Genomic DNA, 25,086 nt, shown 5'->3' on the forward strand with positions numbered 1-25,086 from the left:
ATATATGGCTCTTCTACAGATTTCAGAACCCGGCCAGGCGCCCGACCCGCATCAGCGCCGCATTGCCGTGGGCATCGACCTCGGCACCACGCATTCGCTGGTGGCCGCGGTGCGCAATGGCGTGGCCGAATGCCTCCCGGACGACCAAGGCCGCGTGCTGCTGCCTTCGGTGGTGCGCTACCTCGATGGCGACCGCCGGCAGATCGGCTTCGATGCCGTCTCGGCGCGCGGGCAAGACCCGGCCAACACCATCACCTCGGTCAAGCGTCTGATGGGCCGGGGGCTGGCCGACATCTCCAACCGCGAATCGATGTCGTACCGCATCGACAGCAGCGACGGTGGCATGGTGAAGGTGAAGACGCTCGCGGGCGAAAAATCGCCGGTCGAAATCAGCGCGGAGATTCTGGCGACGCTGCGCTACCGCGCCGAAGACACCTTCGACGACGAGCTCTATGGCGCGGTCATCACCGTGCCGGCATATTTCGACGAAGGCCAGCGACAGGCCACCAAGGATGCCGCGCAGTTGGCTGGCCTCAATGTGCTGCGCCTGATCAGCGAACCGACGGCTGCCGCCATTGCGTACGGTCTCGACAACGCGAGCGAAGGTGTCTACGCGGTGTACGACCTGGGCGGCGGTACCTTCGACATCTCGATCCTGCGGCTCACGCAGGGTGTGTTCGAAGTGATCGCCACCGGCGGAGACTCGGCGCTCGGCGGCGATGACTACGATCACGCGCTTGCCGAATTCGTGCTCGCGCAGACCGGCGCGCAAGCCAAGAGCGACGGCGACAAGGCCGCGTTGCTGGTCGCTGCCCGTGCCGCGAAAGAAGCTCTGACGGACTCCGAATCGACCGCCTTCCGCGCGGAGGTTGCAGGCCATGCGATTCAATTCGAGGTGACCCGCGCGCAGTTCGACACCGCCACGAAGCCGCTTACCGACCGCACCATTGCCGCTGTGCGCAAAGCGCTGCGGGACGCAAAGCTCAAGCCCGATGAGCTGCAGGGCATCGTGCTGGTGGGCGGCTCGACCCGCATGCTGCAGATCCGCCGCGCCGTCGCCGATTTCTTCGGTCGCGAGCCGCTCGTCAACCTGAACCCCGACGAAGTCGTGGCGCTCGGCGCCGCAATTCAGGCCAATCAACTGGCCGGCAACAACGGCGCGGGCGATCTGCTGCTGCTCGACGTGATTCCGCTCTCGCTGGGCATCGAAACCATGGGCGGCCTGGTCGAGCGCATCGTGCCGCGCAACCAGACCATCCCCACCGCGATGGCGCAGGACTTCACCACCTATCAAGACGGCCAGACGGCTCTTGCATTGCACGTGGTGCAGGGCGAGCGCGACTTGGTCGCGGATTGCCGCAGCCTCGCACGCTTTACGCTGCGCGGCATTCCGCCGATGGCCGCGGGTGCGGCGCGCATCCGCGTGACCTTCACGGTCGATGCCGATGGACTGCTGAGCGTCAGTGCCAAGGAGCAGGGCAGCGGCGTCGAGGCCAGCGTCACTGTCAAGCCGTCGTACGGGCTTTCGGACGACCAGATCGCGACCATGCTGCAGGAGAGCTTTTCCACCGCGCAGCAGGACATGCAGGCGCGTGCACTGGTCGAGGCGCGCGTCGATGCCGAGCGCATGCTGCTGGCCACGCAGAGCGCACTCGATGCCGACGGCGATCTGTTGACCGAAGATGAGCGTGCCGCCATCGATGCTTCGATGGCAAAGCTGCGCGAAGCCGCCACGGGCACCGACGCCGCCACGATAGAAGCCGCCACCAAGGCGCTGGCGAACGACACTGAGGCCTTCGCCGCCCAGCGCATGAACGCGGGCATTGCGCGCGCCTTGTCGGGCCGCAAGGTCGAATCCCTCTAAGAACAACATGCCCACCATCAAGATATTTCCGCATCCCGAGTACTGCCCGCAGGGTGCAGAAATCACGGCGCCGGCCGGTACCTCCATATGCGAGGCGCTGCTCGACAATCACATCAACATCGAGCACGCGTGCGAGATGAGCTGCGCCTGCACCACCTGCCACGTCATCGTGCGCCAGGGCTTCAATTCGCTGAACGAAGCCGAAGAGGGCGAGGAAGACCTGCTCGACCGCGCGTGGGGACTGGAGCCACAATCGCGTCTCAGCTGCCAGGCCATCCTGGCGCAGGAAGACGTGACGGTCGAGATTCCCAAATACTCGATCAACCACGCCAAAGAGAACCATTGAAGAAGGCACCGAATGTCGCGCCAGATCGTCCTCGACACTGAAACCACCGGCCTTTCCGCCGAGAACGGCGACCGCATCATCGAGCTCGGCTGCGTGGAGCTGTTTGCGCGCAAGCTTACGGGCAACGACCTGCACATCTACTTCAACCCCGAGCGCGAAAGCCATGAAGACGCGCTCAAGGTGCACGGCCTGACGACCGACTTTCTGCGCGACAAGCCGAAGTTCGCCACGCTGGCCAACGACATCGTCGAGTATTTGCGCGGTGCCGAGCTGATCATTCACAACGCAGCCTTCGACGTCGGCTTTCTCAACAAGGAACTCGAGCTGGCCGGCCTGCCGCCGCTGCGCACCTTTGTCGGGGAAGTGACCGACACGCTGGCCATGGCCAAGCAGGTCTACCCGGGCAAGCGCAATTCGCTCGATGCGCTGTGCGACCGCTTCGGCGTTGACCGCTCGAACCGCACCTTTCACGGCGCCAAGCTCGACGCGCAGCTGCTGGCCGACGTGTACATCAACCTCACGCGCGGCCAGGACGCGCTGCTGATCGACGTGTCGTCCAACGAACCGGCGCAGGGCACCACCGTGGTTGCCATCGACCTGAGCCAGTTCGACTTGCCGGTGATCATGGCGGCCGAGCAGGAGCTTGCGGCGCACGAGGCCGTGTTGTCGCAACTCGACAAATCCAGCAACGGACGCACGCTGTTTCGGCAAAACGCCTGAAATGCTGTGGCATAATCGAAGGCTTCGCGCAACGCGATTAATTCAACGGCACCGAAACACGGCGCCAGAGAATTGACAGGGCGGTTAGCTCAGGGGTAGAGCACAGCATTCACACTGCTGGGGTCGGAGGTTCGAAGCCTCCACCGCCCACCAAATTCCCCAAAACAAATCAGCGACTTGGATTGTGTCCAAGTCGCTTTTTGTTTTGCGCGCCGCTTTTTGGCCCGCCGCACGCAACTGTCGACTCGTGCTGACGCCAGCTCCCGCTTCGCGCCGGCTCAATTCCGTGGCGGAGCGCGTACACCCAGCGGGAAGGAGACCTATCATGGCCACTCACCCCGACATTCCGCCCGACCTGCCCGTGGAACCCGACGAAGGGCCGAGCACGCCGCCGGACGACCCGACCGATCCCGAGCCGCCTCCCACCACCTCGTGAATCCGGCGCGCGAGCCGCGATAAGCTCACGCCATGGATGAACTTGATTGCGCCGTCATCGGCGGGGGTGTGGTGGGCCTGGCCGTGGCGCGCGCGCTGGCGCTCGCGGGCCGGGAAGTGGTGGTGCTCGAGGCCGAAGGTGCCATTGGCACCGGAACCAGTTCTCGCAACAGCGAGGTGATTCATGCGGGCATCTACTACCCGCAGGGCTCGCTCAAGGCTCGCCTGTGCGTCGAGGGCAAGCAGGCACTTTATGAATACGCCGCGGAGCGCGGCTTGCCGCACAAGCGCTGCGGCAAGCTCATCGTGGCGACCTCGCCCGAGCAGGTGGCGCAACTCGAAGTCATTCGCGCCAAGGCCGCGGCCAATGGTGTCGACGACCTCGTGTTGCTGACCGCCGAGCAGGCCATGGCGATGGAGCCGCAACTGCATTGCGTGGCCGCCTTGCACTCGCCGAGCACCGGCATTGTCGACAGCCACGCGCTGATGCTGAGCCTGCTCGGCGACCTGGAGAACGCAGGCGGAATGCTGGCGCTGAAATCGCCCATTGCACGCGCGGAATGTGGCGCGGACGCTATCGTGCTGGTAGCGGAGGACGGCACGGCGTTGCGCTGCAACACCGTCATCAATGCGGCGGGGCTCAACGCGCCCGAGCTGGCCAGGCGGTTCGAAGGCCTGCCTGCGGCGGCCGTACCGAGGGCGTACTTTGCAAAGGGCAACTACTTCACCCTGTCCGGGCGCGCGCCTTTCACCCGGTTGATCTACCCGGTGCCCGAGCCCGGCGGCCTGGGGGTGCACTTGACGCTCGACCTGGGCGGGCAGGCCAAGTTCGGGCCCGATGTGCAATGGGTCGAGTCGGCCGACGATCTGGTGGTGGACCCGGCGCGCGGCGACGGCTTCTACGCCGAGGTGCGCAAATACTGGCCCGCGCTGCCCGACGGGGGATTGATCCCTGGCTATGCGGGCATGCGCCCCAAGATCTCGGGGCCGGACGAGCCGGCGCGCGACTTCATGATTGAGGGACCGGAATCGCACGGAGTGAGGGGACTGGTCAACCTCTTCGGTATCGAATCGCCGGGGCTCACGAGCAGCCTTTCCATTGGAGGCTACGTGGCTCGCTTGCTTGAAAGCGCTTGATGGATGCTGCGCAACCCCTTTCGTGTGCAGAAGTCTGAAGAACTGCCGCGCATGAGGGGCTTTTGTGCCTGTAACATGACACCACGCCATTTGCTGGCGTGAAGCCGCCGGCGCGGTGCCGGTGTCATCACGGAGGAAAGATTCCAATGAGTGCATCCAACAACATCGAGGCAGCAGCCGAAGACATCGCGAGCGACGTGCGCGGCGTGCTGGCCAGCAAGGACCTGGATTCGGTTCCCCACATCAAGGCGCTGCGCCAGCGCATCGACACCAAGCTTGCCATTGCACGCGAGCTTGCGGCGGAGAAGAGCAAGATCGCAGCCCAAAAGGCTCGCGAGGCGGCCAACACCGCCAACGCCTACGCCCACGACGAACCGTGGCAGATTGCCGGCGCAGCCTTGGCAGTCGGTGTGCTGGTGGGTTTGCTGCTTGGCCGCCGCTGACCTGATCGCACACCGCCGCGTCGTCCTTCGCCGAGCAGGAGCCGGCGCATGAGGTTGCTGTCCCTGTTCGGGCTCAATGCCCGTTTGCGGCGGCTTCGCATTGCCGCGGCCGAAGGCGCGCTGGCCGCCGAAGACCGCGTGCAGCTCCTGCGCATGGCGTGGGAGGACGAGAAGCAGCGCCTCAAGCTGATGCTCGTGCTGGTGGTGGCCGTGCTCGGGCTGACCACGGTGGCGGTGGCGTTGCTGTCGATGGCGGTGGTGGTGCACTTCTGGGACACGCCGCATCGCGTTGCGGCTGCGTGGGCGGTGGCGGGTGTCTGGGTCGTGCTCTGGCTGGGCGCTGCGCTGGGGCTGTTTCTGACGCTTCGCAATGCCTCGAACAGCTTCATGCCGGCGCGCCATGAATTCGAACGCGACTGGACCTGGGTCCAGGACCGTTTCGGGCTCGGCAAGGACCCTGACCAGGACGAAGAGGCGCCGCGTCCCCCGCGGCCCGCCACGCGTGAAGAACTGCTGGCGCGCATGGACCGCCAGCGCGAACGCATTGCGACCATGCAGGGCGGTCCGCGCAAGCCGCAGCCTGCCGGTGCGGCGGCCGCTCCTGAAGCGCCTCCAGCGGACGAAACGGCATCCGCCGCTGCGCTGCGCATTGCGCGGGAGCATCCTTTGGCCACTGGCGTCGTCGCTGCGGTGGCCCTGGTGGTGATTCGGCCCAAGCGGCTCTTGCGCTGGGCAGCGGTCGTTGCACCGGTGCTCTGGCGTATGCGATGAAAACCGGCGCTGAAAACCAGCGCTGAAAAAGCGCGAAGGCTCAGGCAGCGCTGCGCGCTTGCAGCAATGCCTGAGCCGCTTCGCGCACGAGAGCCGGGCCCCGGTAGATGAGGCCGGTGTAGATCTGCACCACGTCGGCGCCCGCGGCGATCTTGGCCTTGGCATCGGCCGCACTCAGGATGCCGCCCACCCCGATGATCGGAAAGCCTGCTCCCAGCGCTGCGCGCAACTGGGCGATCACGCGGTTGCTCGCCTCGCGCACGGGGGCACCCGAAAGCCCGCCGGCTTCGTCGGCATGCGGCAGGCCCGCGACCGCGTCGCGCGCGAGGGTGGTGTTGGTGGCAATCACGCCGTCCATGCCGTGGCGCTGCAGCGTGGCAGCGATGACCGAGACCTGGCTTTCGTCGAGATCGGGCGCGATCTTCACGAACAGCGGAACGCGCCTGCCGCCGCGGTCGGCAAGCACCTGGCGCCGCTCGGCGATGGCACCCAGCAGTGCGTCGAGCGCTTCGTCGCTCTGCAGCGTGCGCAGATTGGCCGTGTTGGGGCTCGAGATATTGATGGTCACGTAGTCGGCATGCGCATACACGCCGTCCAGGCAAGCCACATAGTCGTCCACCGCCCGCTCAATGGGGGTGCTGGCGTTCTTGCCGATGTTGAGGCCGAGCAGCATCGGCTTCTTGCCCGTGTTGCTGCTGCTCTTGCGGAAGCGCGCTTTCTGCACGTTGGCGAGAAAGGCATCGAGCCCTTCATTGTTGAACCCGAGCCGGTTGATCAGCGCATCGCGCTGCGGCAAGCGGAACATGCGCGGCTTGGGGTTGCCCGGCTGCGCCTTTGGCGTGACGGTGCCGACCTCGACAAAGCCAAAGCCCATGGCCGCGAAAGCGTCGATGCAGCGGGCGTTCTTGTCGAGCCCCGCCGCCAGGCCGACGCGATTCGGAAATTCCAGCCCGGCCAGCGTGATCGGATCGTTGACGCGCGCAGCAGCGTAGGCGCAGGCCAGCCGCGTGTTCTGCGTGCGGGCCAGGCCGTCGAGGGTGAGTTCGTGGGCATGCTCCGGGTCGAAGCCGAACAGAAAGGGCCGGGCCAGGCCGTAGAGCGAAGAGGGGAGCAGGGGCATCGGATAATTCTCGACTTCAATGAGCCAAGGATTCTCCGCGATGACTGCACCCGTTTCTCCTTCTTCCGCTCCCGGCGCCGGCGCCTCCAGCGCAATCTCCCAGGACGAGCTCAAGGCCCAGGTCGGCCGGGCTGCGCTGGCCTATGTGGTGAAGGGCGAAATCGTCGGCGTGGGCACCGGCTCGACCGTGAACAAGTTCATCGACGCCCTCGCCACGATCAAGGACGAGATCAAGGGCGCGGTGTCGAGCTCGGTCGCCTCGACGGAACGCCTGCGCGCCCTGGGCATTCCGGTGTTCGATAGCAACGAGGTCGAGGAGCTCAGCGTCTACATCGACGGTGCGGACGAGATCGATCATCGCGGCTTCATGGTGAAGGGCGGCGGTGCGGCGCTCACGCGCGAAAAGATCGTGGCGGCGCAGTCGCGGCGCTTTGTGTGCATTGCCGACGCATCCAAGTTGGTCGATACGCTCGGCGCATTTCCGCTGCCGGTGGAGGTGATTCCGATGGCGGCGCGCCGGGTCATGCGGCAGTTCGAAGCCATGGGCGGCATTGCGCAGGTGCGCGAAAAAGACGGCGTGGCGCTGGTGACCGACAACGGGCAGCACATTGTCGACGTCACCGGGCTGCGGATCAGCGACCCGCTTGCCTTCGAAACCGAGGTGAGCCAGTGGCCGGGCGTGGTCACCGTCGGTGTGTTCGCTCACCAGAAGGCCGACGTGTGCCTGCTGGCCACGCCTTCGGGCGTGCAAACGATGACGTTCGAGTGAAGAGAAAAGCAGCTGCCGGCTTCAACCGGCGGCCCGCTCAGGAACCGCTCAGAACTTGATGCCTGCCGGGTTGCTGGGAGTCGGCCCGCTGGGAGCGGGCGCAGGCTGCTGCGGAGCAGGCGCGGCGGGCGCGGGTTCGCGCGCCACGGGTGCCGCCTGCACGGCAACCAGCGGTCGGGCCGGCGGATTGCGGTAAGTCGCCGGCAGGCTGTTGCTCTTCGGATAGCCTGCGGCATCGAGGTACTGCGACCATTCGGTGTCGGAAAAGCCCTTGAGCTGCTGCGAACCGATCGTCAGCAGCGGCAGCGAGGCCTGGCTGCTCATCCGCTGCAGCGCCTCGACGTCCTGGTTGCTCTTGATGGTGCGCTCTTCGAAAGGAATGCCGCGCGTGGTGAGCAGCGAGCGGGCGGCACCGCACGGCGCGCATTCTTCACCGGTGTACAGCGTTACGGGGTAGCGCAGTGCCACCTGGCGCAGTTCATACGGCAGGCCGGCATTGGCCGGCGGCGTGATGCCGGCTTGCGGCCCCGCGGCGGGCTCGGTGCTGGCGGTGGGGGCCCGGTCCGAGAACGTGACCTTGCCGTTCTTGTCGACGTTGCGATAGACCGGCTGGGCCATGGCGCCCGCTGCAACAAGCAGCAGCGCGAAGCCGGACAGGCAATGCAAGGAGGTTTTCTTTTGGATCGAATGCATTGCCTGAGTATCGCAAGCTTCAGGCCCGCTTCAATCGGGCTGGGCCTGCGCCATGCCCTGGTGTCGCAGCAGCGCATCAAGCTGCGGCTCGCGGCCGCGGAAAGCCTTGAACGAATCCATGGCACTGCGGCTTCCGCCCGCTTCGAGGATGGCCTGGCGGTACCTGCGGCCGGTTTCGATGTTCGGCTGGCCGTCGGCGCCCACGGTTTCCTCGAAAGCGGCGTAGGCGTCGGCGCTCAGCACTTCGGCCCACTTGTAGCTGTAGTAGCCGGCAGCGTAGCCGCCCGAGAAGATGTGGCTGAAAGTGTTGGGCGTGCGGCTGAAAGGCGGCGCAGGCATCACGGCCACTTCGGCGCGCACCATGCCCAGCAGCGCGAGTACGCCGCCCGGCTGCGCGTTGGCGGCCTGGTACTCGGTGTGCAGCAGCATGTCGAACAGCGAGAACTCGATCTGGCGCAAGGTCTGCAGGCCGCTCTGGAAGTTCTTGGCGGCGGTCATCTTGTCGAACAGCGCACGCGGCAGCGGCTCGCCGGTATCGACGTGGGCGGTCATGTGCCTGAGCACGTCCCATTCCCAGCAGAAGTTTTCCATGAACTGGCTCGGCAGCTCGACGGCGTCCCATTCGACGCCGCTGATGCCCGACACGTCGCGCTCGTTCACCTGCGTGAGCATGTGATGCAAGCCGTGGCCGAATTCGTGGAAGAGGGTGGTCACGTCGTCGTGCGTGAGCAGCGGCGGCTTGCCGTCAACACCGCTCGCAAAGTTGCACACCAGCTGCGCCACCGGCGTTTGCAGGGTGCCGTCGTCGGGCCGCAGCCAGCGTGCGCGCACGTCGTCCATCCAGGCGCCGCCGCGCTTGGCGGCACGGGCGGAGGGATCGAGATAGAACTGGCCGACCTTCTGCACGCCGTTGGCCGTCTGGCGTTCGATGCGATAGAACTCCACGCTCGGGTGCCAGGTGGGGGCGTTGTCGCGCCGGATGGAAACCTCGAACAGCGTTTCGACGATCTTGAAGAGGCCGGCCATCACCTTGGGTGCCGGGAAGTACTGCTTGACCTCCTGCTCGCTGAACGCATAGCGCGCTTCCTTCAGCTTTTCGCCGATGTAGCTCCAGTCCCAGGCTTGCGGATCGGCAATGTTCAACTGCTCCGATGCGAACACGCGCAGGTCGGCCAGGTCGCGCTCGCCATACGGCTTGGCCTTGGCCGCCAGGTCGCGCAGGAACTTGACCACCTGCTCGGGCGATTCGGCCATCTTGGGCACGACCGAGAGTTCGCCGAAATTCCTGTAGCCGAGCAGCCTGGCTTCTTCTTCGCGCAGCGCGAGGATCTCGTTGATGAGCGCGGTGTTGTCGAAGGCCGCATCGCCCAACTCGCTGGCGCGCGTGACATACGCGCGGTAGAGCGTTTCGCGCAGCGCACTGCTCTTGGCGAACTGCATCACAGGCAGGTAGCAGGGCATCTTGAGCGTGAGCTTGTAGCCCTGCTTGCCCTCGGCTTCGGCGGCCGCGCGGGCGGCGCCAATCACGTCTTCAGGCACGCCCTCGAGTTCGCCAAGCGCCACGTAGTATGAGAAAGCGTCGGTGGCGTCGAGCGCGTTTTCGCTGAATTTCTGGCTCAGCTCGGCCTGGCGTTCCTGGATATCGGCAAAGCGCTTCTTCGCATCGCCCTGGAGTTCCGCGCCGCCGAGTACGAAGTTGCGCACGGCATTGCGGTGCGCCTGGCGCTGCTCGGGGTTGAGCGTGGCCGTGTCGATGGCCTTGTACTTGGCGTACAGGCGCTCGTCGGAGCCCAGCCGGGTCCAGAACGCGGTGACGCGGGGCATGGCCTCGTTGTAGGCGGCGCGCAGCTCCGGCGTATCGGCCACGGCGTTGAGGTGGCCCACGGCTCCCCAGGCGCGGCTGAAGCGTTCGGAGGCGACGTCGAGCACCTTGGAAACCGCATTCCAGTCGGCCGGAAAGTCAGCCGCCGTGACGGTCTGCAGCGCCGCCTCGGCATCGGCCAGCAAGATGTCGACCGCGGGCGCGACGTGCTCGGGCTTGATGCGGTCGAACAGCGGGAGATCGGCGAAGTCGAGGAGGGGGTTGGTCATGGAAATCACTTTGCGGCGCGTTCCGCAGCTTCAAGGGTGTTGGCGAGCAGCATTGCGCGCGTCATGGGTCCGACACCGCCGGGCACGGGGGTGATCCAGCTGGCCACTTCCTTGACGCTGTCGAAATCGGCGTCGCCGGCCAGCTTGCCGTCTTCCTTGCGGTTCATGCCCACGTCGATCACCACGGCGCCCGGCTTCACCATGTCGGCCGTCAGCAGGTTGCGCTTGCCCACGGCAGCGACGATCACGTCGGCCTGCCGGGTGATGGCGGCCAGGTCTTGCGTGGCGCTGTGGCAGATGGTGACGGTGGCGTTCTTGGCCAGCAGCATCATGGCCATCGGCTTGCCGACGATGTTGCTGCGGCCGATGACCACCGCGTGCTTGCCGCGCAGGTCGTAGCCGATGGATTCGAGCATCTTCATGCAGCCGTGCGGCGTGCAGGGCCAGAAGCCCGGCTGGCCGACCATCAGCGCGCCGGCGCTGGCCACATGGAAGCCGTCGATGTCCTTGGCCGGAGAGATGGCTTCGATGACGCGGTGGCTGTCCATGTGCTTGGGCAGCGGCAGCTGCACCAGGATGCCGTGCACCTGGGGGTCGTCGTTGAGCGCCTCGATGCGCGCCAGCAGTTCGGGCTCGGTCATGCTGGCGGAATGGCGCTCGAGATGCGCGGTGAGCCCGGTCTGGCTGCTGTCGTTGACTTTGTGCTTCACGTAGACCTGGCTCGCCGGATCTTCACCCACCAGGATGATGGTCAGCGTGGGTTCCACGCCGCGCGCCTTCAGTGCGGCAATGCGGCCGGCCACATCGGCGCGGATTTTCTGGGCCAGCGCATTGCCATCGATCAATTGAGCGGTCATCGGTTTCGATTTTCCAAGTAAAAACGCCCGCTTGCGCAGGCGTGGGGAACATTCGTCGCTATCGGGGAGATAGCTGGTTTTCAGGCCTTGGCTGCGGGCGCCGCCTGCCCGAGCGCGATCTTGAGCAGATCGGCCACGGTGTTGGCGTTGAGCTTTTCCATGATGTTGGCGCGGTGCGCCTCGACCGTCTTGATGCTGATGCCCAGGTCGTCCGCAATCTGCTTGTTCAGGCGGCCGGCGACGATACGTTCGAGCACCTGGGCTTCGCGGCCGGTGAGCTTGGACAGCAGCGCGTCGCGGCTGGCCGACTGCTGGTGCTGGGTGAAAGCGCCGCGCGCGTGCTCGAGCATGCGCTCGACCAGCGTGACGAGCTCTTCGTCGTTGAAAGGCTTCTGGATGAAATCCATGGCGCCCTTCTTCATGCTGTCGACCGCCATCGGCACGTCACCGTGGCCGGTGATCACCACGATGGGCAGCGGGGAGCGCCGCTCGATCAGCCGGTCTTGCAGTTCGAGCCCCGTCATGCCGGCCATGCGGATGTCGACGATCAGACAGGCGACTTCGCGCGGGTCGTATCGGGAAAGAAAAGACTCGGCTGAATCGAAGCAGCGAACCCTGTAGTCCTTGCCCTCGAGCAGCCATTGCAGCGAATCTCGTACGGCCTCGTCGTCATCGACGACATAGACAGTGCCCTTCTTCGGAATCAAACTCATGCAGGTACCTTTGCCTCGTCGCTTGCTACGGAACTGGGAGCGTCCAACACCGGAATCCAGAAGGAAAAGCGGCATCCGATCACATCCGGGCCATTGTAGATGTTCTCCGCCTGCATCCGTCCACGGTGCGACTCGACGATGGTGCGGCAGAGATTCAGCCCGATGCCCATGCCTTCGGGCTTGGTGGAGAAGAAGGCCTCGTAGAGCCGGTCCATCACCTCGGGCGCCAGACCCTTGCCGGTGTCCTGCACCGAGAACTCGATGGCGTTGTGGCCTTCGATCACCTTGGGCAGCACGCGCAGCTCCACGCTCCGGCGGGCAAGGGGGCGCTCTGCAATGTCGATGGCCTCGGCGGCATTCTTCAGCAGGTTGACCATGACCTGCTCGATCAGGATGGGGTCCACGCGCACCACCGGCAGCCGCGCCGCCACGTAGTGGTTGAGCCGCACATTGCGCCGCCGCAGCTCGATGCCCGCCAGTTCGACCGCCTCGCTCACCATGGTGGCCACGTCGGCGGGCGTGCGGTTGGGCTCGCTGCGCTTCACGAAGGAGCGGATGCGCTGGATGATCTGGCCCGCGCGCTGCGCCTGCTTGGAGGTTTTTTCCAGCGCCGCAAGCAGCGCCTCGGTGTCGATCGACTGCCCCTTGATGCGGGACATCATCCCGTTGCAGTAGTTGGTGATGGCTGTGAGCGGCTGGTTGAGCTCGTGCGCCACGCTGGACGCCATTTCGCCCATCGTGATCAGGCGGCTCGCGGCTTGGGCGCGGTCGGCCTGCGCGGCGGCCTGCTCCTCTGCATCGCGCCGCGGCGTGATGTCGGTGGCAATCACCAGCTGGGCGAGCCGGCCGTCGACCCAGGTGAGATAGCGTGATCGCACTTCGAGCCACTTGCCCAAGTGCGGCACGAAGATCTCGTTATTGGCGGTCTGGGCGGCGGTCAGGGTATCGATCGGCAGGCCGGCGTAGGGGTCGACGTCGTCCAGGCCTTCGTCGTGCGCATTGGAGGCCGGCACGCCCGCCTGCGCCACCATGCCCAGGTGGCCTACGGTGTCGGAGCCGAACCAGAGCCGGTACAGCTTGTTAGCGAACAGCAGCTCCTCGCTGCCGATGGGGGCGACCGACACCGCGGCGTCCAGAGCTTCCAGCACGGTGGTGAAGCGCTCGTACGAGGCCGACAGCTGCTCGCGGATGCGCGTGGGCTCGGTGATGTCGGTCATCGAGGTCATCCAGCCGGTCTGGTGGCCGCGCGCATCGATCAGCGGCGACACGTAGAGGCGCGCATTGAACACGCTGCCGTTCTTGCGCTTTACGCGCACCTGGAAGCCGCCGGGCAGGGCGCGCCCGTGCAGCTCTTCTTCGAGCCGCTCGTTCATGACTTCGCGGTCCGACTCCAGCCAGTAGGGGAAGGGCGGCGCCTGGCCCACCAGTTCGGCTTCGCTCCAGCCCGTCATGGCGCAGAAAGCGGCGTTCACGTAGGTGATGCGCCCCTGCAGGTCGAGCACGCGCATGCCGGTGAGCATGGAGTTTTCCATGGCGCGCCGGAAATTGGTTTCGGCAACCAGCCGCTGCTGCGCCTGCTGGCGCCTTCGGGTGTGCCGCCAGGTGCCGATCAGCATCCAGCTCGTCAGCACGCTGAGCGCACAGACCAGCCAGAACAGGCCATTGCCGACCACCCCTTGCGAGGTGCGATAGGCCTGTGCTCGCAGCACCAGTGCATTGCCCACCGGCGACACCGGCACCTCGTATTCGTTGGTTCTTTCGGACCAGGGCAGCAGGCGCGTGCCGCCTTCCCTCGGGCTGACGGTGTTGCCCGCAATCGGATTGCCCTTGGCGTCGAGCAGCGACACCGCATAGCGCGCCTGCACTTCCGAGGGCATGCCGTAGCGCAGCAGGCCGTCGATCGAAAATTCGCCCAGCACGACACCCGCGAACAGGCCCTGGTCGAAAAGCGGGATGTGCAGCTGCAGCATCGCCGTGGGGTCGCCGCCGGCCGTCGGCTGGGAGAAAACGGGCTGGCGCAGCTCGCGTGCCAGCGCATAGTTGCTCTCGACGTCGCCCGGGCGCAGCACGTCGCCGATGAGGTGCTGCTGCGAGGGATGCACGCTCGGCGCGGAATAGCCGGCCTTGAAGCGGCGGCGGTCGTCGATCCACGTGACCGTTTGCAGTTCGGGGAACTGGCTCACCAGCGACTCCGCGCGGCTCGCGAACTCGACCGGATCGATTTCCCGGTTCGATGCATCGCGCGCAATGCGCATCAGCTGCTCCTGCCGCTCCAGCAGGCGCAGGCGCATGCGCTGCTGTGCGTACTCGACGTCGCGCCGGACCGATTCCTGCTCGCGCTCCACCTCTTCTGTGCGCAAATACCAGAACGCCGAAACGATGGCGGCAAGGAACAGCAGCACCGCCGCGATGGGCGCGAGCATGGCGACGGCGTCCTGCAGCACCGGCGTTTGCCGGCGCCACCAGCGGCGCCACCAGGAAAGAGGTGACGCGGTCACGGCGCTGCGGGCCACCGCCAGCGGAGAGGAAAGAGGCATCTTCCGAGTTTAGGGGATGCTCTCCTGCGCGGCGCGCCGAAGGCCCGGTGCCATTGGTTCTGGCGCGGTCGCAGCCAAACGAGTGCGGATTGCAAATATCACATTAAGAAATCGATATGCGCCATTTGAAATAGAAGCATTTCTATGCGAAACTCGCCCGCGTTTATCGAAGACCGCACTTAAATTACAGCCACAGCCCTAATAGGAGAGACAAGCATGTCGGCAAATCCCGAGAACCTGTTCGGCTCGGCCGCGAATGACGCGGACGCCCAGGAGACCCGTGAATGGATGGATGCACTGTCCTCCGTCATCCAGAGCGAGGGCCCTGAGCGGGCTCACTTCCTTCTCGAGCAGTTGCTCGAGCATGCCCGGCAGCACAGCATCGACAAGCCGTTCTCTGCCAACACCGCCTACGTCAACACCATCGAGCCCGATCAGGAAGAGCGTTGCCCCGGCAACCTCGAGATCGAAGAGCGCCTGCGCGCCTACATGCGCTGGAACGCCATGGCGATGGTGGTCAAGGCCAACCGCCATCATCCCCCCGAAGGCGGCGACCTCGGCGGCCACATCGGCTCTTTTGCCTCGTTGGCCAACATGTTCGGGGCCGGCTTCAATCACTTCTGGCACGCCGAGAGCGAAAACCATGGTGGCGACTGCCTTTATATCCAGGGCCACGTGTCGCCCGGTATCTATGCCCGCGCCTACCTGGAAGGCCGCCTGACCGAAGAGCAGCTGCTCAACTTCCGCCAGGAAGTCGACGGCAAGGGCCTGTCCAGCTACCCGCATCCGAAGCTGATGCCTGAGTTCTGGCAGTTCCCCACGGTGTCGATGGGCCTCGGCCCGCTGATGGCCATCTACCAGGCCCGCTTCCTCAAGTACCTGCACGCCCGCGGCATTGCCAACACCGAGAACCGCAAGGTCTGGGTATTCTGCGGCGACGGCGAAATGGACGAAGTCGAGTCGATGGGTGCCATTGGCCTGGCGGCGCGCGAAGGCCTCGACAACCTGATTTTCGTCATCAACTGCAACCTGCAGCGCCTCGATGGCCCGGTGCGCGGCAACGGCAAGATCATCCAGGAGCTCGAAGGCGAATTCCGTGGGTCGGGATGGAACGTCATCAAGCTGATCTGGGGCAGCAACTGGGACCCACTGATCGCACGCGACAAGGAAGGTGCGCTGCGCAAGATCATGATGGAGACCAACGACGGCGACTACCAGGCCTTCAAGGCCAATGACGGCGCCTACGTTCGCAAGCACTTCTTCGGCCGCGATCCGCGCACGCTCGAGATGGTGTCCAAGATGAGCGACGACGACATCTGGCAGCTGCGCCGCGGCGGCCACGATTCGCAAAAGGTCTATGCGGCCTTCGACGCGGCCGTGAAGCACAAGGGGCAGCCCACGGTGCTCCTGATCAAGACGGTCAAGGGCTTCGGCATGGGCAAGATCGGCGAGGGCAAGAACAACGTCCACCAGACGAAGAAGCTCAGCGACGAGGACATCATGGCCTTCCGCGACCGCTTCAACATTCCGATTCCGGACAGCAAGATTGCAGACCTGCCGTTCTACAAGCCGGCGGACGACACGCCGGAAATGAAGTACCTGCACGAGCGCCGCAAGGCCCTCGGCGGCTACCTGCCGCACCGCCGCACCAAGGCTGACGAAAGCTTCACGGTGCCTTCGCTCGACACCTTCAAGTCGGTGATGGAACCCACGGCCGAGGGCCGCGAGATCTCGACCACGCAGGCCTACGTGCGCTTCTTGACGCAGCTCTTGCGCGACAAGGCGCTGGGCCCGCGCGTCGTTCCCATTCTTGTGGACGAGGCGCGCACCTTCGGCATGGAAGGGTTGTTCCGCCAGATCGGCATCTACAACCCCGCAGGCCAGCAGTACACCCCGGTCGACAAGGACCAGGTCATGTACTACAAGGAAGACAAGGCCGGCCAGATCCTGCAGGAAGGCATCAACGAAGCCGGCGGCATGTCCAGCTGGATTGCCGCGGCCACCTCGTACAGCACCAACAACCGGATCATGGTGCCGTTCTACGTGTACTACTCGATGTTCGGCTTCCAGCGCATCGGCGACCTGGCCTGGGCAGCCGGCGACATGCAGGCGCGCGGCTTCCTGCTGGGCGGTACGTCGGGGCGCACCACGCTCAACGGCGAAGGCCTGCAGCACGAAGACGGCCACAGCCACATCCTGGCCAACACCATTCCCAACTGCGTGAGCTACGACCCGACCTTCGCGCACGAAGTGGGCGTGATCCTGCACCATGGCCTGAAGCGCATGGTCGAGAAGCAGGACAACGTCTATTACTACCTGACGCTGCTCAACGAGAACTACGCGATGCCAGGCCTGCAGCCCGGCACTGAAGAGCAGATCATCAAGGGCATGTACCTGTCGAAGCAGGGCCCCGCACTCAAGGCCAAGGCGCCCACGGTGCAACTGCTCGGCAGCGGCACCATCCTGCGCGAAAGCTTTGCCGCGCAAGAACTGCTCGAGAAGGACTGGGGCGTGTCCGCCTCGGTGTGGAGCTGCCCGAGCTTCAACGAGCTGACCCGCGACGGCCAGGACGCCGACCGCTGGAGCCTGCTGCACCCGGACCAGACGCCGCGCGTGCCCTTCGTGGCCGAGCAACTCGCGCCTACCGCAGGCCCGGTGATCGCGTCGACCGACTACATGAAGGCCTATGCCGAGCAGATCCGCCCCTTCATTCCGAAGGGCCGCAACTACAAGGTGCTGGGCACCGACGGCTTCGGCCGCAGCGACTTCCGCAACAAGCTGCGCGAGCACTTCGAGATCAACCGCCACTACATCGTGGTGGCCGCGCTCAAGGCGTTGAGCGAAGATGGCACCGTGCCCGTAGCCAAGGTGGTGGAAGCGATCAAGAAGTACGGCATCAATGTCGACAAGGTCAACCCGCTTTACGCCTGAACATCAACAACCAACGAACGAACGGCGCCTCACGGCGGGAGACAACGATATGGCAGCAGTGGAAGTGAAGGTGCCGGACATCGGCGATTTCGATGAAGTCGCGGTGATCGAGGTGCTTGTGAAGGTGGGCGACACGGTCAAGGCCGAGCAGTCGCTCATCACCGTCGAATCGGACAAGGCATCGATGGAAATTCCGTCGTCGACCGCCGGTGTGGTGAAAGAAATCAAGGTCGAGGTCGGCGGCAAGGTGAAAGAGGGCTCCGTGGTCCTCGTGCTCGAGGCCGAAGGGGCAGCGCCGGCACCGGCGCCTGTAGCAGCGGCTCCGGCGCCTGCGGCTGCCGCCCCGGCGCCCGCAGCCGCGGCGCCTGCTCCGGCTGCCGCGCCCGCGGCTTCGGGCCCCATCGAGATCAAGGTGCCCGACATCGGCGATTTCAAGGATGTCGCGGTCATCGAGTTGCTGGTGAAACCCGGTGACACCATCGCGGCCGACCAGTCGCTCATCACCGTCGAATCGGACAAGGCCTCGATGGAAATTCCGTCGTCGGCAGCGGGCGTGCTCAAGGAGCTCAAGGTCAAGGTGGGCGATACGGTCAATATCGGTGACCTGATTGCCGTGCTTGAAGGCGCAGCAGGTGGTGCGGCGCCCGCGCAGGCTGCTGCAGCCGCGCCGGCAGCTGCAACCGCCAGTGCGCCAGCTTCGGTTGCCGCTCCGCCAGCGGCCGCCGCAACTCCGCCGGCTGCTGCCGCACCGCACGAGCCCACTGTGGCGCCCACCGGCAAGCTGCCGCACGCGTCCCCCTCGGTGCGCAAGTTCGCGCGCGAACTCGGTGTGCCGCTCGAAGAAGTCAAGGGTTCCGGTCCCAAGGGCCGCATCACTCAGGAAGACGTCCAGAGCTTCACCAAGGCCGTAATGAGCGGCCAAGCGAGCACCAAGGCATCTGCAGCCAAGGCGCCAGCCGGTGGCGGCGGCGCGGACGGCGCGGCATTGGGCCTCATTCCATGGCCAAAGGTCGACTTCGCCAAGTTCGGCGCGGTCGAGCGCAAGGACCTGTCGCGCATCAAGAAGCTCAGCGGTGCCAACCTGCACCGCAACTGGGTGATGATTCCGCACGTCACCAACAACGACGAAGCCGACATCACCGAGCTGGAGGCCTTCCGCGTCTCCACCAACAAGGAAAACGAAAAGTCGGGCGTCAAGGTCACGATGCTGGCCTTCGTGATCAAGGCGGTCGTTGCGGCGCTCAAGAAATTTCCTGACTTCAACGCCAGCCTCGACGGCGACCAGCTCGTCTACAAGCAGTACTACAACATCGGCTTTGCGGCCGACACGCCCAACGGGCTCGTGGTGCCGGTGCTGAAGGATGCGGACAAGAAGGGCATCCTGCAGATCAGCGCGGAGATGGGCGAACTCGCCAAGAAGGCGCGCGACGGCAAGCTCGGCTCGGCCGACATGCAGGGCGGCTGCTTCTCGATCAGCTCGCTCGGCGGCATCGGCGGCACGCATTTCACGCCCATCATCAACGCCCCCGAAGTGGCCATCCTCGGCCTCTCCAAGGGCCAGATGAAGCCGGTGTGGGACGGCAAGCAGTTTGTGCCGCGCCTGACGCTGCCGCTGTCGCTGTCCTACGACCACCGCGTGATCGATGGTGCCCTGGCTGCGCGCTTCAACGCCTACCTGGGCCAGGTGCTCGCGGACTATCGCCGAATCCTGCTATGACCACGGTTGTGGCCGTCCGCAAAGGCGGCCAGGTCACGATGGCGGCGGATTCGCTGGTGACCTTCGGCGACACGCGGCTTTCGCACCGCGCCGAGGCGAACCAGAAGATCTTCACCATCGACGATGCGGCGGGGCAGAGCCTCTTTGCCGTGGCCGGGGCTGCTGCGCACTTTCTGGTGCTGCAGCATGCGCTGGCCGCGCAGCCGCGCGAGGCGCTGCTGTTCGGCAGCAAGCACGAGATCTTCCGCACCTTCACGCTGCTGCACCCGGTGCTGAAAGACTCGTTCTTCATGCAGACCAAGGAAGACGAGCATGAGCCCTACGAGTCGAGCCAGTTCACGATGCTGATGGCCAACCAGAGCGGCATCTACGGCATCTACAGCTACCGCGAGGTGTTCGAGTTCAAGCAGTTCTGGGCCATTGGCTCAGGGCGCAGCTTTGCACTTGGCGCCATGCACGCGGCCTACGACATGAAGTCGCGCACCTCGCGCGACGTGGCGGAGGCGGGAATTGCCGCCGCCTGCGAATTCGATCGCAATTCGGCCCCACCGGTCGACGTTCTCACACTCAAACTGAAAGTGTCCAAATGAGCGAACAACAAATCAAGGTGCCGGACATCGGCGACTTCGACGAAGTCGCGGTCATCGAGGTGCTGGTCAACGTCGGCGACACGGTCAAGGCCGAGCAGTCGCTGATCACGGTCGAGTCGGACAAGGCCTCGATGGAAATTCCATCGTCGGCTGCCGGCGTGGTGAAGTCGCTCGCCGTCAAGGTGGGCGACAAGGTCAAGGAAGGCTCCGTGGTGCTGACGCTGGAGGTGGACGGTGCCGCAGCGCCCGCGCCCGCAGCAGCCGCTCCTGCGCCAGCCGCCGCGGCGCCCGCTCCCAAGGCGGCTCCGGCACCCGCGCCGGCCGCAGCGCCCGTTGCTTCCACCTACGGCGGCAAGGTCGATGTCGAGTGCGACGTCGTCGTGCTCGGCGCCGGCCCTGGCGGCTACTCGGCCGCATTCCGCGCGGCCGACCTCGGCCTGAAGGTGGTGCTGATCGAGCGCTACGCCACGCTCGGCGGCGTTTGCCTCAACGTGGGCTGCATCCCCTCGAAGGCACTGCTGCACGTGGCGTCGGTCATGGACGAGGTCAAGCACTTCGCCGACCTGGGTGTGAGCTTTGCGGCGCCCACGGTCGATCGCGCCAAGCTGCTCGGCCACAAGAACAAGGTGGTGGGCAAGCTCACCGGCGGCCTCACGGCCATGGCCAAGATGCGCAAGGTGACGGTGCTGCGCGGTCTCGGCAACTTCATCGACCCCTATCACCTGGAAGTGGATGAGACGTCCGGCACCAGCTGGGACACCACCGGCAAGAAGCAGACCGTCAAGTTCCGCAACGCCATCATCGCGGCCGGTTCGCAAGCCGTGAGCCTGCCGTTCATGCCGAAGAACGACCCGCGCGTGGTCGACTCCACAGGCGCGCTCGAAATGGGCACGGATCCCAAGCGCATGCTGATCCTGGGCGGCGGCATCATCGGCCTGGAGATGGGCACGGTGTATTCGACGCTGGGCGCGCGCCTCGACGTGGTCGAAATGCTCGACGGCCTGATGCAGGGCGCCGACCGCGATCTGGTCAAGGTGTGGCAGAAGATGAATGCGCCGCGCTTCGACAACATCATGCTCAAGACCAAGACGGTCGGCGCCGAAGCCACGAAGGAAGGCATCAAGGTCACCTTCGAGGGCGAGAACGCACCGAAGGAGCCGCAGGTGTACGACCTGGTGCTGCAGGCGGTGGGCCGCAGCCCCAACGGCAAGAAGATCGGCGCCGAGAAGGCGGGAGTGGCGGTGAGCGACCGCGGCTTCATTCCGGTCGACATCCAGATGCGCACCAACGTGCCGCATATCTTCGCCATCGGCGACATCGTGGGCCAGCCCATGCTGGCGCACAAGGCGGTGCACGAGGCGCACGTGGCGGCCGAGGTGATTGCCGGCGAGCAGAAGGGCGACAAGGAGCTTTCGAGCGCCGCCTTCAATGCCCGCGTGATCCCGAGCGTGGCCTACACCGACCCCGAGGTGGCATGGGTCGGCCTCACGGAAGACCAGGCCAAGGCAGAAGGCATCAAGATCAAGAAGGGCCACTTCCCGTGGAGCGCTTCGGGCCGTGCCATTGCCAACGGCCGCGACGAGGGCTTCACCAAGCTGCTGTTCGATGCCGAGACGCACCGCATCCTGGGTGGCGGTATCGTGGGCACGCACGCAGGCGACATGCTCGGCGAAATCGCGCTGGCCATTGAAATGGGCGCCGACGAGATCGACATCGGCAAGACCATTCATCCGCACCCTACGCTGGGCGAAAGCATCGGCATGGCAGCCGAGGTGGCGCACGGGACCTGTACCGACCTGCCGCCGGCAAAGAAAGCCGCTTGATCGAGGCGCCATCGAGCGCCCACAAAAAATCCCGCCGCGGCGGGATTTTTTTTCGTCCTGATCCGGCGGGATCGGAAGGGGAAATCAGTCGCCGGTTCGGGCGTTGGCCGCAGCCGCCTTGATCTCTTCGGTCGGCGCGCCGCCGAGCACGCGGCGTGCGCCGTCGAAGCGGCGGCTCCAGTAGCTGCCGTTCATGTCTTCCACCCGCACCTGAGCGCCCGTGCGCGGCGAATGGATGAACTTGCCTTCGCCGACATAGATGCCGACATGGCTGAAGGCGCGGCGCATGGTGTTGAAGAAAACGAGATCGCCGGGCTTGAGCTGGCTGCGGTCGATCTTCTCGGTGGCGGCGGCTTGTTCCTCGGCACGGCGGGGCAGCAAATGGCCGACCGTCTGGTTGTACATGGCGCGAACGAAGCCGCTGCAATCGAAGCCGGATTCCGCTGTATTACCGCCGCGGCGATAGGGCACGCCGAGGAAGCCGATGGCGGTCACCACCAGATCGGAAGTCCGTTCGGTGACGGTTTGACGAACCTGCTGAAGTTGTCCGATCAGGCCCTTGTCGGCAAGCAGACGGGCCAGTTCGTCATCGGTTCGGTCCTGTTGAGGAGCGGCCTGGACGGCGACGGCAAACAGGAGGGAAGCGGGTAGGACGAAAAAACGCATGGCGCGTAGGATATTGATGACGCGCGGTTATGTCAACCTCATCTCAATTGGCGAATGTATCTGCAAATGATTGATTTGCTTGAAATTTTTTGATTTGGCTGAAGAAAAAATGTAACGGCGGACCTTTATGAACCATAAGCGATTGCCTACGAATGGGCCTTCGGGCCGAAGGCAAATCCGCTAACGGCATCGGTTGATTCGACAAAATCTCGCAACACTGGCGCAACTTCCCGCAAAAGTAATGAACTTGCAAATTCAATCGAACTTTCGGCTTATGGGCCGCACAGCTGTCTTGGCCGGGTTGGCGTTCGCGGGCACCGTTGTAGCGCAGATACGCCCTGAGACGATTTCGTCCGGTCTCGAGAATCCATGGAGCGTCGCCTTCCTGCCGGACGGCCGTTTTGCAGTGACCGAGCGTGCCGGCCGTCTGCGGGTGATTGCCGCGGACGGAAAAATCAGCCCGCCAGTGACCGGGCTGCCCGCGATTGCGGCGGGCGGCCAAGGCGGCCTGCTCGACGTGCTGGCGGATTCAGCCTTCGACAAGAACCGCACGCTGTACTTCTGTTTTTCCGAACCCCAGGCCGGGGGCTCGGCCAACGGTACCGCGCTCGCGCGCGCACAACTCTCGGAAGACGGCGCGAAGCTGGAGAACCTGCGCATCATCTTCAGCCAGCAGCCCAAGGTGGCCAGCCGCAGTCACTTCGGCTGTCGGATCGTCGAGGCGCGAGACGGCACGCTGTTTCTCACGCTGGGCGACCGGTACAGCCGCAAGGAAGATGCGCAGAAGCTCGACAGCCATATCGGGAAGGTCGTGCGCATCGCAAAGAATGGAGCCGTGCCCAAGGACAACCCTTTCGTCGGCAGGGCGGGTGCGCTGCCCGAGATCTGGAGCTACGGCCATCGCAACGGCCAGGGCGCGGCGCTTGCGCCCGACGGCCGTTTCTGGATGACGGAGCATGGTCCGCAAGGCGGCGACGAAATCAATGTGCCCCAGGCCGGCCGCAACTACGGCTGGCCGGTGATCACCTATGGCGAAAACTACGGCGGCGGCAAGATCGGAGACGGCCTCACCTCCAAGGATGGCCTGGAGCAGCCGCTGCACTACTGGGTGCCGTCGATTGCGCCATCGGGCATGGCGTTTCTGACCAGCGACCGCTATGGCGCAGGGTGGACGGGCAACCTGTTCGTCGGGTCGCTCAAGTTCGGCTATCTCGATCGCGTCGAACTGAAGGACGGCAAGGTGGTTGCCGAGCACAAGCTGTTGGCCGACGGCAGGGCACGCATTCGCGACGTGAAGCAGGGCCCGGACGGTTTGCTCTATGTGCTGACCGACGAATCCGACGGCAAGCTGCTGCGCCTGCGGCCGAACTGAATTTGCTCTTCAGCCGGGGCAGCCCGGCAGAGGCAGCGTGGGCAGCATGCGGCGCCAGAGCCGCATCCACTCGGGCCAGTCATGGGCACCTTCGGTCGTGAACACGCGGCCCTCCGGCAGCGCCGCGGCCAGCAGCCGGTGGCTGAAAGCAAAGCGGTCGTCGATGCCGTAGCCCAGGTAAAGCGGCGGGCGCGGGCCGAACGTGGCGCTGTGGCCGACGTAGCCGCGTAGCCATTGCCAAAGCTGCGTTTCGCTCGGCGTTCGCGGGTCGCTGCCTGGCGGAGCGTCCAGCGGCCCGGTCCAGCGCGCCATGCCGCCTGCATTGGCGATGTCCAGGCTGAGCGCGCGTTCCCCCAGATAAGGCGCGATGGCCACCAGGCCGGCCAGTTCGCCGGGGTGGGTTTGCGCATAGAGCAGCCCACCGAAACCGCCGACGGAAATGCCGACGATCCAGATCGACTTGTAGCCCTTGCTGCGTGCCGGTGCCATCACGTCCTTGCTCAGTCGGTCGAGGATGGTCTTGTTGTTGTAGTAGCCGAGGTGCGCATCGACCAGCATCGCGGCTACCGCGAGCCTGTTGTCGCCCAGCGCCTTGACGAAACCCTCCCGCGTGAATTCGTCCGGGTGCGAATACGCGCCGGGCAGCAGCACCAGCAGCGTGTCGGCATTCGGCGTGCAGCTGCTCTTTTCGAGCGTGCCTTTCAGCGGTGCATTGGCCGTTCGCAGCCCGCCGCAGCCGGCGACCAGGAGCACGGCGCAAAGGCTCAACAGCGAGAGAGGGCGCTGCACCGAAAGGCGCCGTGAAAAGATCCGCATCCAGCGGAGTCTAGGTGCACGGCTTTTCGGTGGTACGGTCTAGCCCAATCAATTTTCATCTGAAAGAATCAGTTCATGCTGCTCGACGCCTCGCAATCCCAACTCGTGCTGATCGACTACCAGGCGCAACTGATGCCTGCGATCTTCGAGGCCGATGCCGTGGCGCAGAACGCCGTGCGCCTGGGCAAGATGGCGCGCCTGTTCGAAGTGCCGGTCTGGGGCACCGAGCACAACCCGTCGAAGCTTGGCGAAACGGTGCCCGACATTCGCGCGCTGTACCAGCGAACCTTGCCCAAGATGCATTTCAGCGGCATGGAGGAGGGCCTCGGCGAGTGGCTGCGCGTACCGCCCAAGGCGCCGCAGGGCAATGCCCGCAGCCTGCCGAAGCACCTGCAGAAGCCCGCCGCCGAAGAGCGCAACACCGTCGTGGTTGCCGGCTGCGAGGCCCATGTGTGCCTGCTGCAGACCGCGCTCGATCTTCTGGAAGACGAGTTTGAAGTTTGGGTGGTGACCGACGCCTGCAGCTCTCGCACCGAGCGCAACCGCGATGCGGCCTTCGACCGGTTGGCCGGCGCGGGCGCCGAACTGGTGACCACCGAGATGGTCGGGTTCGAGTGGCTTCGCACGGCCGAGCACCCGGCGTTCCCCGAAGTGCTGAAGATCATCCGATAACGG

Annotated in this window: 22 protein-coding genes and 1 tRNA gene; 15 read left to right on the plus strand and 8 right to left on the minus strand. The window is 65.1% G+C overall.

Features of this window, described 5'->3' with window-relative positions; genetic code table 11:
* Nucleotides 1-4: 4 nt before the first annotated feature.
* The 8 genes from hscA (at nt 5) to EJI00_RS09695 (ending at nt 5,716) form a co-directional block, all read left to right on the plus strand.
* Complete coding sequence (hscA, locus tag EJI00_RS09660; RefSeq protein WP_126747247.1) at nt 5-1,864, plus strand: Fe-S protein assembly chaperone HscA; 1,860 nt, start codon at nt 5-7, stop codon at nt 1,862-1,864.
* Between the two features lie 7 nt (nt 1,865-1,871).
* Nucleotides 1,872-2,210 (plus strand): ISC system 2Fe-2S type ferredoxin, encoded by a 339-nt coding sequence (fdx, locus tag EJI00_RS09665; RefSeq protein WP_126747248.1) that lies wholly within the window; start codon nt 1,872-1,874, stop codon nt 2,208-2,210.
* A gap of 12 nt (nt 2,211-2,222) precedes the next feature.
* Entirely contained in the window at nt 2,223-2,930 is a 708-nt protein-coding gene (gene dnaQ / locus EJI00_RS09670; RefSeq protein WP_126747249.1) for a DNA polymerase III subunit epsilon, read from the plus strand.
* 78 nt (nt 2,931-3,008) lie between these two features.
* Nucleotides 3,009-3,083: transfer RNA gene (locus EJI00_RS09675), tRNA-Val, on the plus strand.
* Nucleotides 3,084-3,255: 172 nt separating this feature from the next.
* A complete protein-coding gene (locus tag EJI00_RS09680) occupies nt 3,256-3,366 on the plus strand; it encodes a stereocilin (protein ID WP_082517415.1) in 111 nt (36 codons plus the stop codon).
* Between the two features lie 32 nt (nt 3,367-3,398).
* A complete protein-coding gene (locus EJI00_RS09685; protein WP_126747250.1) occupies nt 3,399-4,502 on the plus strand; it encodes an NAD(P)/FAD-dependent oxidoreductase in 1,104 nt (367 codons plus the stop codon).
* Between the two features lie 146 nt (nt 4,503-4,648).
* Nucleotides 4,649-4,945 carry a glycine zipper domain-containing protein gene (locus EJI00_RS09690; protein ID WP_126747251.1) on the plus strand — a complete coding sequence of 99 codons (297 nt, stop codon included), beginning with the start codon at nt 4,649-4,651 and terminating at the stop codon, nt 4,943-4,945.
* Nucleotides 4,946-4,993: 48 nt separating this feature from the next.
* Nucleotides 4,994-5,716 carry a phage holin family protein gene (locus tag EJI00_RS09695; protein WP_126747252.1) on the plus strand — a complete coding sequence of 241 codons (723 nt, stop codon included), beginning with the start codon at nt 4,994-4,996 and terminating at the stop codon, nt 5,714-5,716.
* 40 nt (nt 5,717-5,756) lie between these two features.
* Here EJI00_RS09695 and EJI00_RS09700 read toward each other — a convergent pair whose 3' ends face one another.
* Nucleotides 5,757-6,836, minus strand: a complete 1,080-nt coding sequence (locus tag EJI00_RS09700; protein WP_126747253.1) for a quinone-dependent dihydroorotate dehydrogenase — start codon at nt 6,834-6,836, stop codon at nt 5,757-5,759.
* 40 nt (nt 6,837-6,876) lie between these two features.
* Between EJI00_RS09700 and rpiA the strand changes: the two genes are divergently transcribed.
* Entirely contained in the window at nt 6,877-7,605 is a 729-nt protein-coding gene (gene rpiA, locus EJI00_RS09705) for a ribose-5-phosphate isomerase RpiA (RefSeq protein WP_126747254.1), read from the plus strand.
* 48 nt (nt 7,606-7,653) lie between these two features.
* Here the strand turns inward: rpiA and EJI00_RS09710 are convergent, their stop codons facing one another.
* The 5 genes from EJI00_RS09710 to EJI00_RS09730 all read right to left on the minus strand — a co-directional run bounded on the left by EJI00_RS09710 (nt 7,654) and on the right by EJI00_RS09730 (nt 14,496).
* Nucleotides 7,654-8,298, minus strand: a complete 645-nt coding sequence (locus tag EJI00_RS09710) for a glutaredoxin family protein (RefSeq protein WP_126747255.1) — start codon at nt 8,296-8,298, stop codon at nt 7,654-7,656.
* 30 nt (nt 8,299-8,328) lie between these two features.
* Entirely contained in the window at nt 8,329-10,389 is a 2,061-nt protein-coding gene (locus tag EJI00_RS09715; RefSeq protein WP_126747256.1) for a M3 family metallopeptidase, read from the minus strand.
* 5 nt (nt 10,390-10,394) lie between these two features.
* A complete protein-coding gene (folD, locus tag EJI00_RS09720; RefSeq protein WP_126747257.1) occupies nt 10,395-11,246 on the minus strand; it encodes a bifunctional methylenetetrahydrofolate dehydrogenase/methenyltetrahydrofolate cyclohydrolase FolD in 852 nt (283 codons plus the stop codon).
* A gap of 80 nt (nt 11,247-11,326) precedes the next feature.
* A complete protein-coding gene (locus EJI00_RS09725; RefSeq protein WP_012747279.1) occupies nt 11,327-11,959 on the minus strand; it encodes a response regulator transcription factor in 633 nt (210 codons plus the stop codon).
* Nucleotides 11,956-14,496 carry a PAS domain S-box protein gene (locus tag EJI00_RS09730; protein ID WP_126747258.1) on the minus strand — a complete coding sequence of 847 codons (2,541 nt, stop codon included), beginning with the start codon at nt 14,494-14,496 and terminating at the stop codon, nt 11,956-11,958. Before EJI00_RS09730 ends, EJI00_RS09725 begins: the two co-directional genes overlap by 4 nt.
* A 216-nt stretch (nt 14,497-14,712) precedes the next feature.
* Between EJI00_RS09730 and aceE the strand changes: the two genes are divergently transcribed.
* Genes aceE through lpdA form a run of 4 tightly spaced genes read left to right on the plus strand, consistent with a single transcriptional unit; the run spans nt 14,713 to nt 21,557 of the window.
* A complete protein-coding gene (gene aceE, locus EJI00_RS09735) occupies nt 14,713-17,427 on the plus strand; it encodes a pyruvate dehydrogenase (acetyl-transferring), homodimeric type (RefSeq protein ID WP_126747259.1) in 2,715 nt (904 codons plus the stop codon).
* A 49-nt stretch (nt 17,428-17,476) separates the two neighbouring features.
* Nucleotides 17,477-19,144 carry a dihydrolipoyllysine-residue acetyltransferase gene (aceF, locus tag EJI00_RS09740; protein ID WP_126747260.1) on the plus strand — a complete coding sequence of 556 codons (1,668 nt, stop codon included), beginning with the start codon at nt 17,477-17,479 and terminating at the stop codon, nt 19,142-19,144.
* Entirely contained in the window at nt 19,141-19,734 is a 594-nt protein-coding gene (locus tag EJI00_RS09745; RefSeq protein WP_126747261.1) for an MFS transporter, read from the plus strand. Before aceF ends, EJI00_RS09745 begins: the two co-directional genes overlap by 4 nt.
* The gene (gene lpdA, locus EJI00_RS09750; protein WP_126747262.1) at nt 19,731-21,557 is read left to right on the plus strand and encodes a dihydrolipoyl dehydrogenase; all 1,827 of its coding nucleotides are present in this window, start codon (nt 19,731-19,733) and stop codon (nt 21,555-21,557) included. Before EJI00_RS09745 ends, lpdA begins: the two co-directional genes overlap by 4 nt.
* Before the next feature lie 84 nt (nt 21,558-21,641).
* On the opposite strand, the gene EJI00_RS09755 is transcribed toward lpdA, so the two are convergent.
* The gene (locus tag EJI00_RS09755; protein WP_126747263.1) at nt 21,642-22,223 is read right to left on the minus strand and encodes a C40 family peptidase; all 582 of its coding nucleotides are present in this window, start codon (nt 22,221-22,223) and stop codon (nt 21,642-21,644) included.
* A 274-nt stretch (nt 22,224-22,497) separates the two neighbouring features.
* Here EJI00_RS09755 and EJI00_RS09760 point away from each other — a divergent pair, with 274 nt between their 5' ends.
* Entirely contained in the window at nt 22,498-23,595 is a 1,098-nt protein-coding gene (locus EJI00_RS09760) for a PQQ-dependent sugar dehydrogenase (protein WP_260590633.1), read from the plus strand.
* A 9-nt stretch (nt 23,596-23,604) separates the two neighbouring features.
* On the opposite strand, the gene EJI00_RS09765 is transcribed toward EJI00_RS09760, so the two are convergent.
* Entirely contained in the window at nt 23,605-24,411 is an 807-nt protein-coding gene (locus tag EJI00_RS09765; protein WP_126747265.1) for an alpha/beta fold hydrolase, read from the minus strand.
* Nucleotides 24,412-24,486: 75 nt separating this feature from the next.
* Between EJI00_RS09765 and EJI00_RS09770 the strand changes: the two genes are divergently transcribed.
* Entirely contained in the window at nt 24,487-25,083 is a 597-nt protein-coding gene (locus EJI00_RS09770) for an isochorismatase family protein (protein WP_126747266.1), read from the plus strand.
* Nucleotides 25,084-25,086 lie beyond the last annotated feature (3 nt).

The organism is Variovorax sp. DXTD-1 (genome assembly GCF_003984625.1).
Taxonomy (GTDB): Bacteria; Pseudomonadota; Gammaproteobacteria; order Burkholderiales; family Burkholderiaceae_C; genus Variovorax.

Bases quoted from the DNA above. Each gene is read 5' to 3' on its own strand.
- hscA (WP_126747247.1), top strand. From the start codon at position 5: ATGGCTCTTCTACAGATTTCAGAACCCGGCCAGGCGCCCGACCCGCAT.
- fdx (WP_126747248.1), top strand. From the start codon at position 1,872: ATGCCCACCATCAAGATATTTCCGCATCCCGAGTACTGCCCGCAGGGT.
- dnaQ (WP_126747249.1), top strand. From the start codon at position 2,223: ATGTCGCGCCAGATCGTCCTCGACACTGAAACCACCGGCCTTTCCGCC.
- EJI00_RS09680 (WP_082517415.1), top strand. From the start codon at position 3,256: ATGGCCACTCACCCCGACATTCCGCCCGACCTGCCCGTGGAACCCGAC.
- EJI00_RS09685 (WP_126747250.1), top strand. From the start codon at position 3,399: ATGGATGAACTTGATTGCGCCGTCATCGGCGGGGGTGTGGTGGGCCTG.
- EJI00_RS09690 (WP_126747251.1), top strand. From the start codon at position 4,649: ATGAGTGCATCCAACAACATCGAGGCAGCAGCCGAAGACATCGCGAGC.
- EJI00_RS09695 (WP_126747252.1), top strand. From the start codon at position 4,994: ATGAGGTTGCTGTCCCTGTTCGGGCTCAATGCCCGTTTGCGGCGGCTT.
- EJI00_RS09700 (WP_126747253.1), bottom strand. From the start codon at position 6,836: ATGCCCCTGCTCCCCTCTTCGCTCTACGGCCTGGCCCGGCCCTTTCTG.
- rpiA (WP_126747254.1), top strand. From the start codon at position 6,877: ATGACTGCACCCGTTTCTCCTTCTTCCGCTCCCGGCGCCGGCGCCTCC.
- EJI00_RS09710 (WP_126747255.1), bottom strand. From the start codon at position 8,298: ATGCATTCGATCCAAAAGAAAACCTCCTTGCATTGCCTGTCCGGCTTC.
- EJI00_RS09715 (WP_126747256.1), bottom strand. From the start codon at position 10,389: ATGACCAACCCCCTCCTCGACTTCGCCGATCTCCCGCTGTTCGACCGC.
- folD (WP_126747257.1), bottom strand. From the start codon at position 11,246: ATGACCGCTCAATTGATCGATGGCAATGCGCTGGCCCAGAAAATCCGC.
- EJI00_RS09725 (WP_012747279.1), bottom strand. From the start codon at position 11,959: ATGAGTTTGATTCCGAAGAAGGGCACTGTCTATGTCGTCGATGACGAC.
- EJI00_RS09730 (WP_126747258.1), bottom strand. From the start codon at position 14,496: ATGCCTCTTTCCTCTCCGCTGGCGGTGGCCCGCAGCGCCGTGACCGCG.
- aceE (WP_126747259.1), top strand. From the start codon at position 14,713: ATGTCGGCAAATCCCGAGAACCTGTTCGGCTCGGCCGCGAATGACGCG.
- aceF (WP_126747260.1), top strand. From the start codon at position 17,477: ATGGCAGCAGTGGAAGTGAAGGTGCCGGACATCGGCGATTTCGATGAA.
- EJI00_RS09745 (WP_126747261.1), top strand. From the start codon at position 19,141: ATGACCACGGTTGTGGCCGTCCGCAAAGGCGGCCAGGTCACGATGGCG.
- lpdA (WP_126747262.1), top strand. From the start codon at position 19,731: ATGAGCGAACAACAAATCAAGGTGCCGGACATCGGCGACTTCGACGAA.
- EJI00_RS09755 (WP_126747263.1), bottom strand. From the start codon at position 22,223: ATGCGTTTTTTCGTCCTACCCGCTTCCCTCCTGTTTGCCGTCGCCGTC.
- EJI00_RS09760 (WP_260590633.1), top strand. From the start codon at position 22,498: ATGGGCCGCACAGCTGTCTTGGCCGGGTTGGCGTTCGCGGGCACCGTT.
- EJI00_RS09765 (WP_126747265.1), bottom strand. From the start codon at position 24,411: ATGCGGATCTTTTCACGGCGCCTTTCGGTGCAGCGCCCTCTCTCGCTG.
- EJI00_RS09770 (WP_126747266.1), top strand. From the start codon at position 24,487: ATGCTGCTCGACGCCTCGCAATCCCAACTCGTGCTGATCGACTACCAG.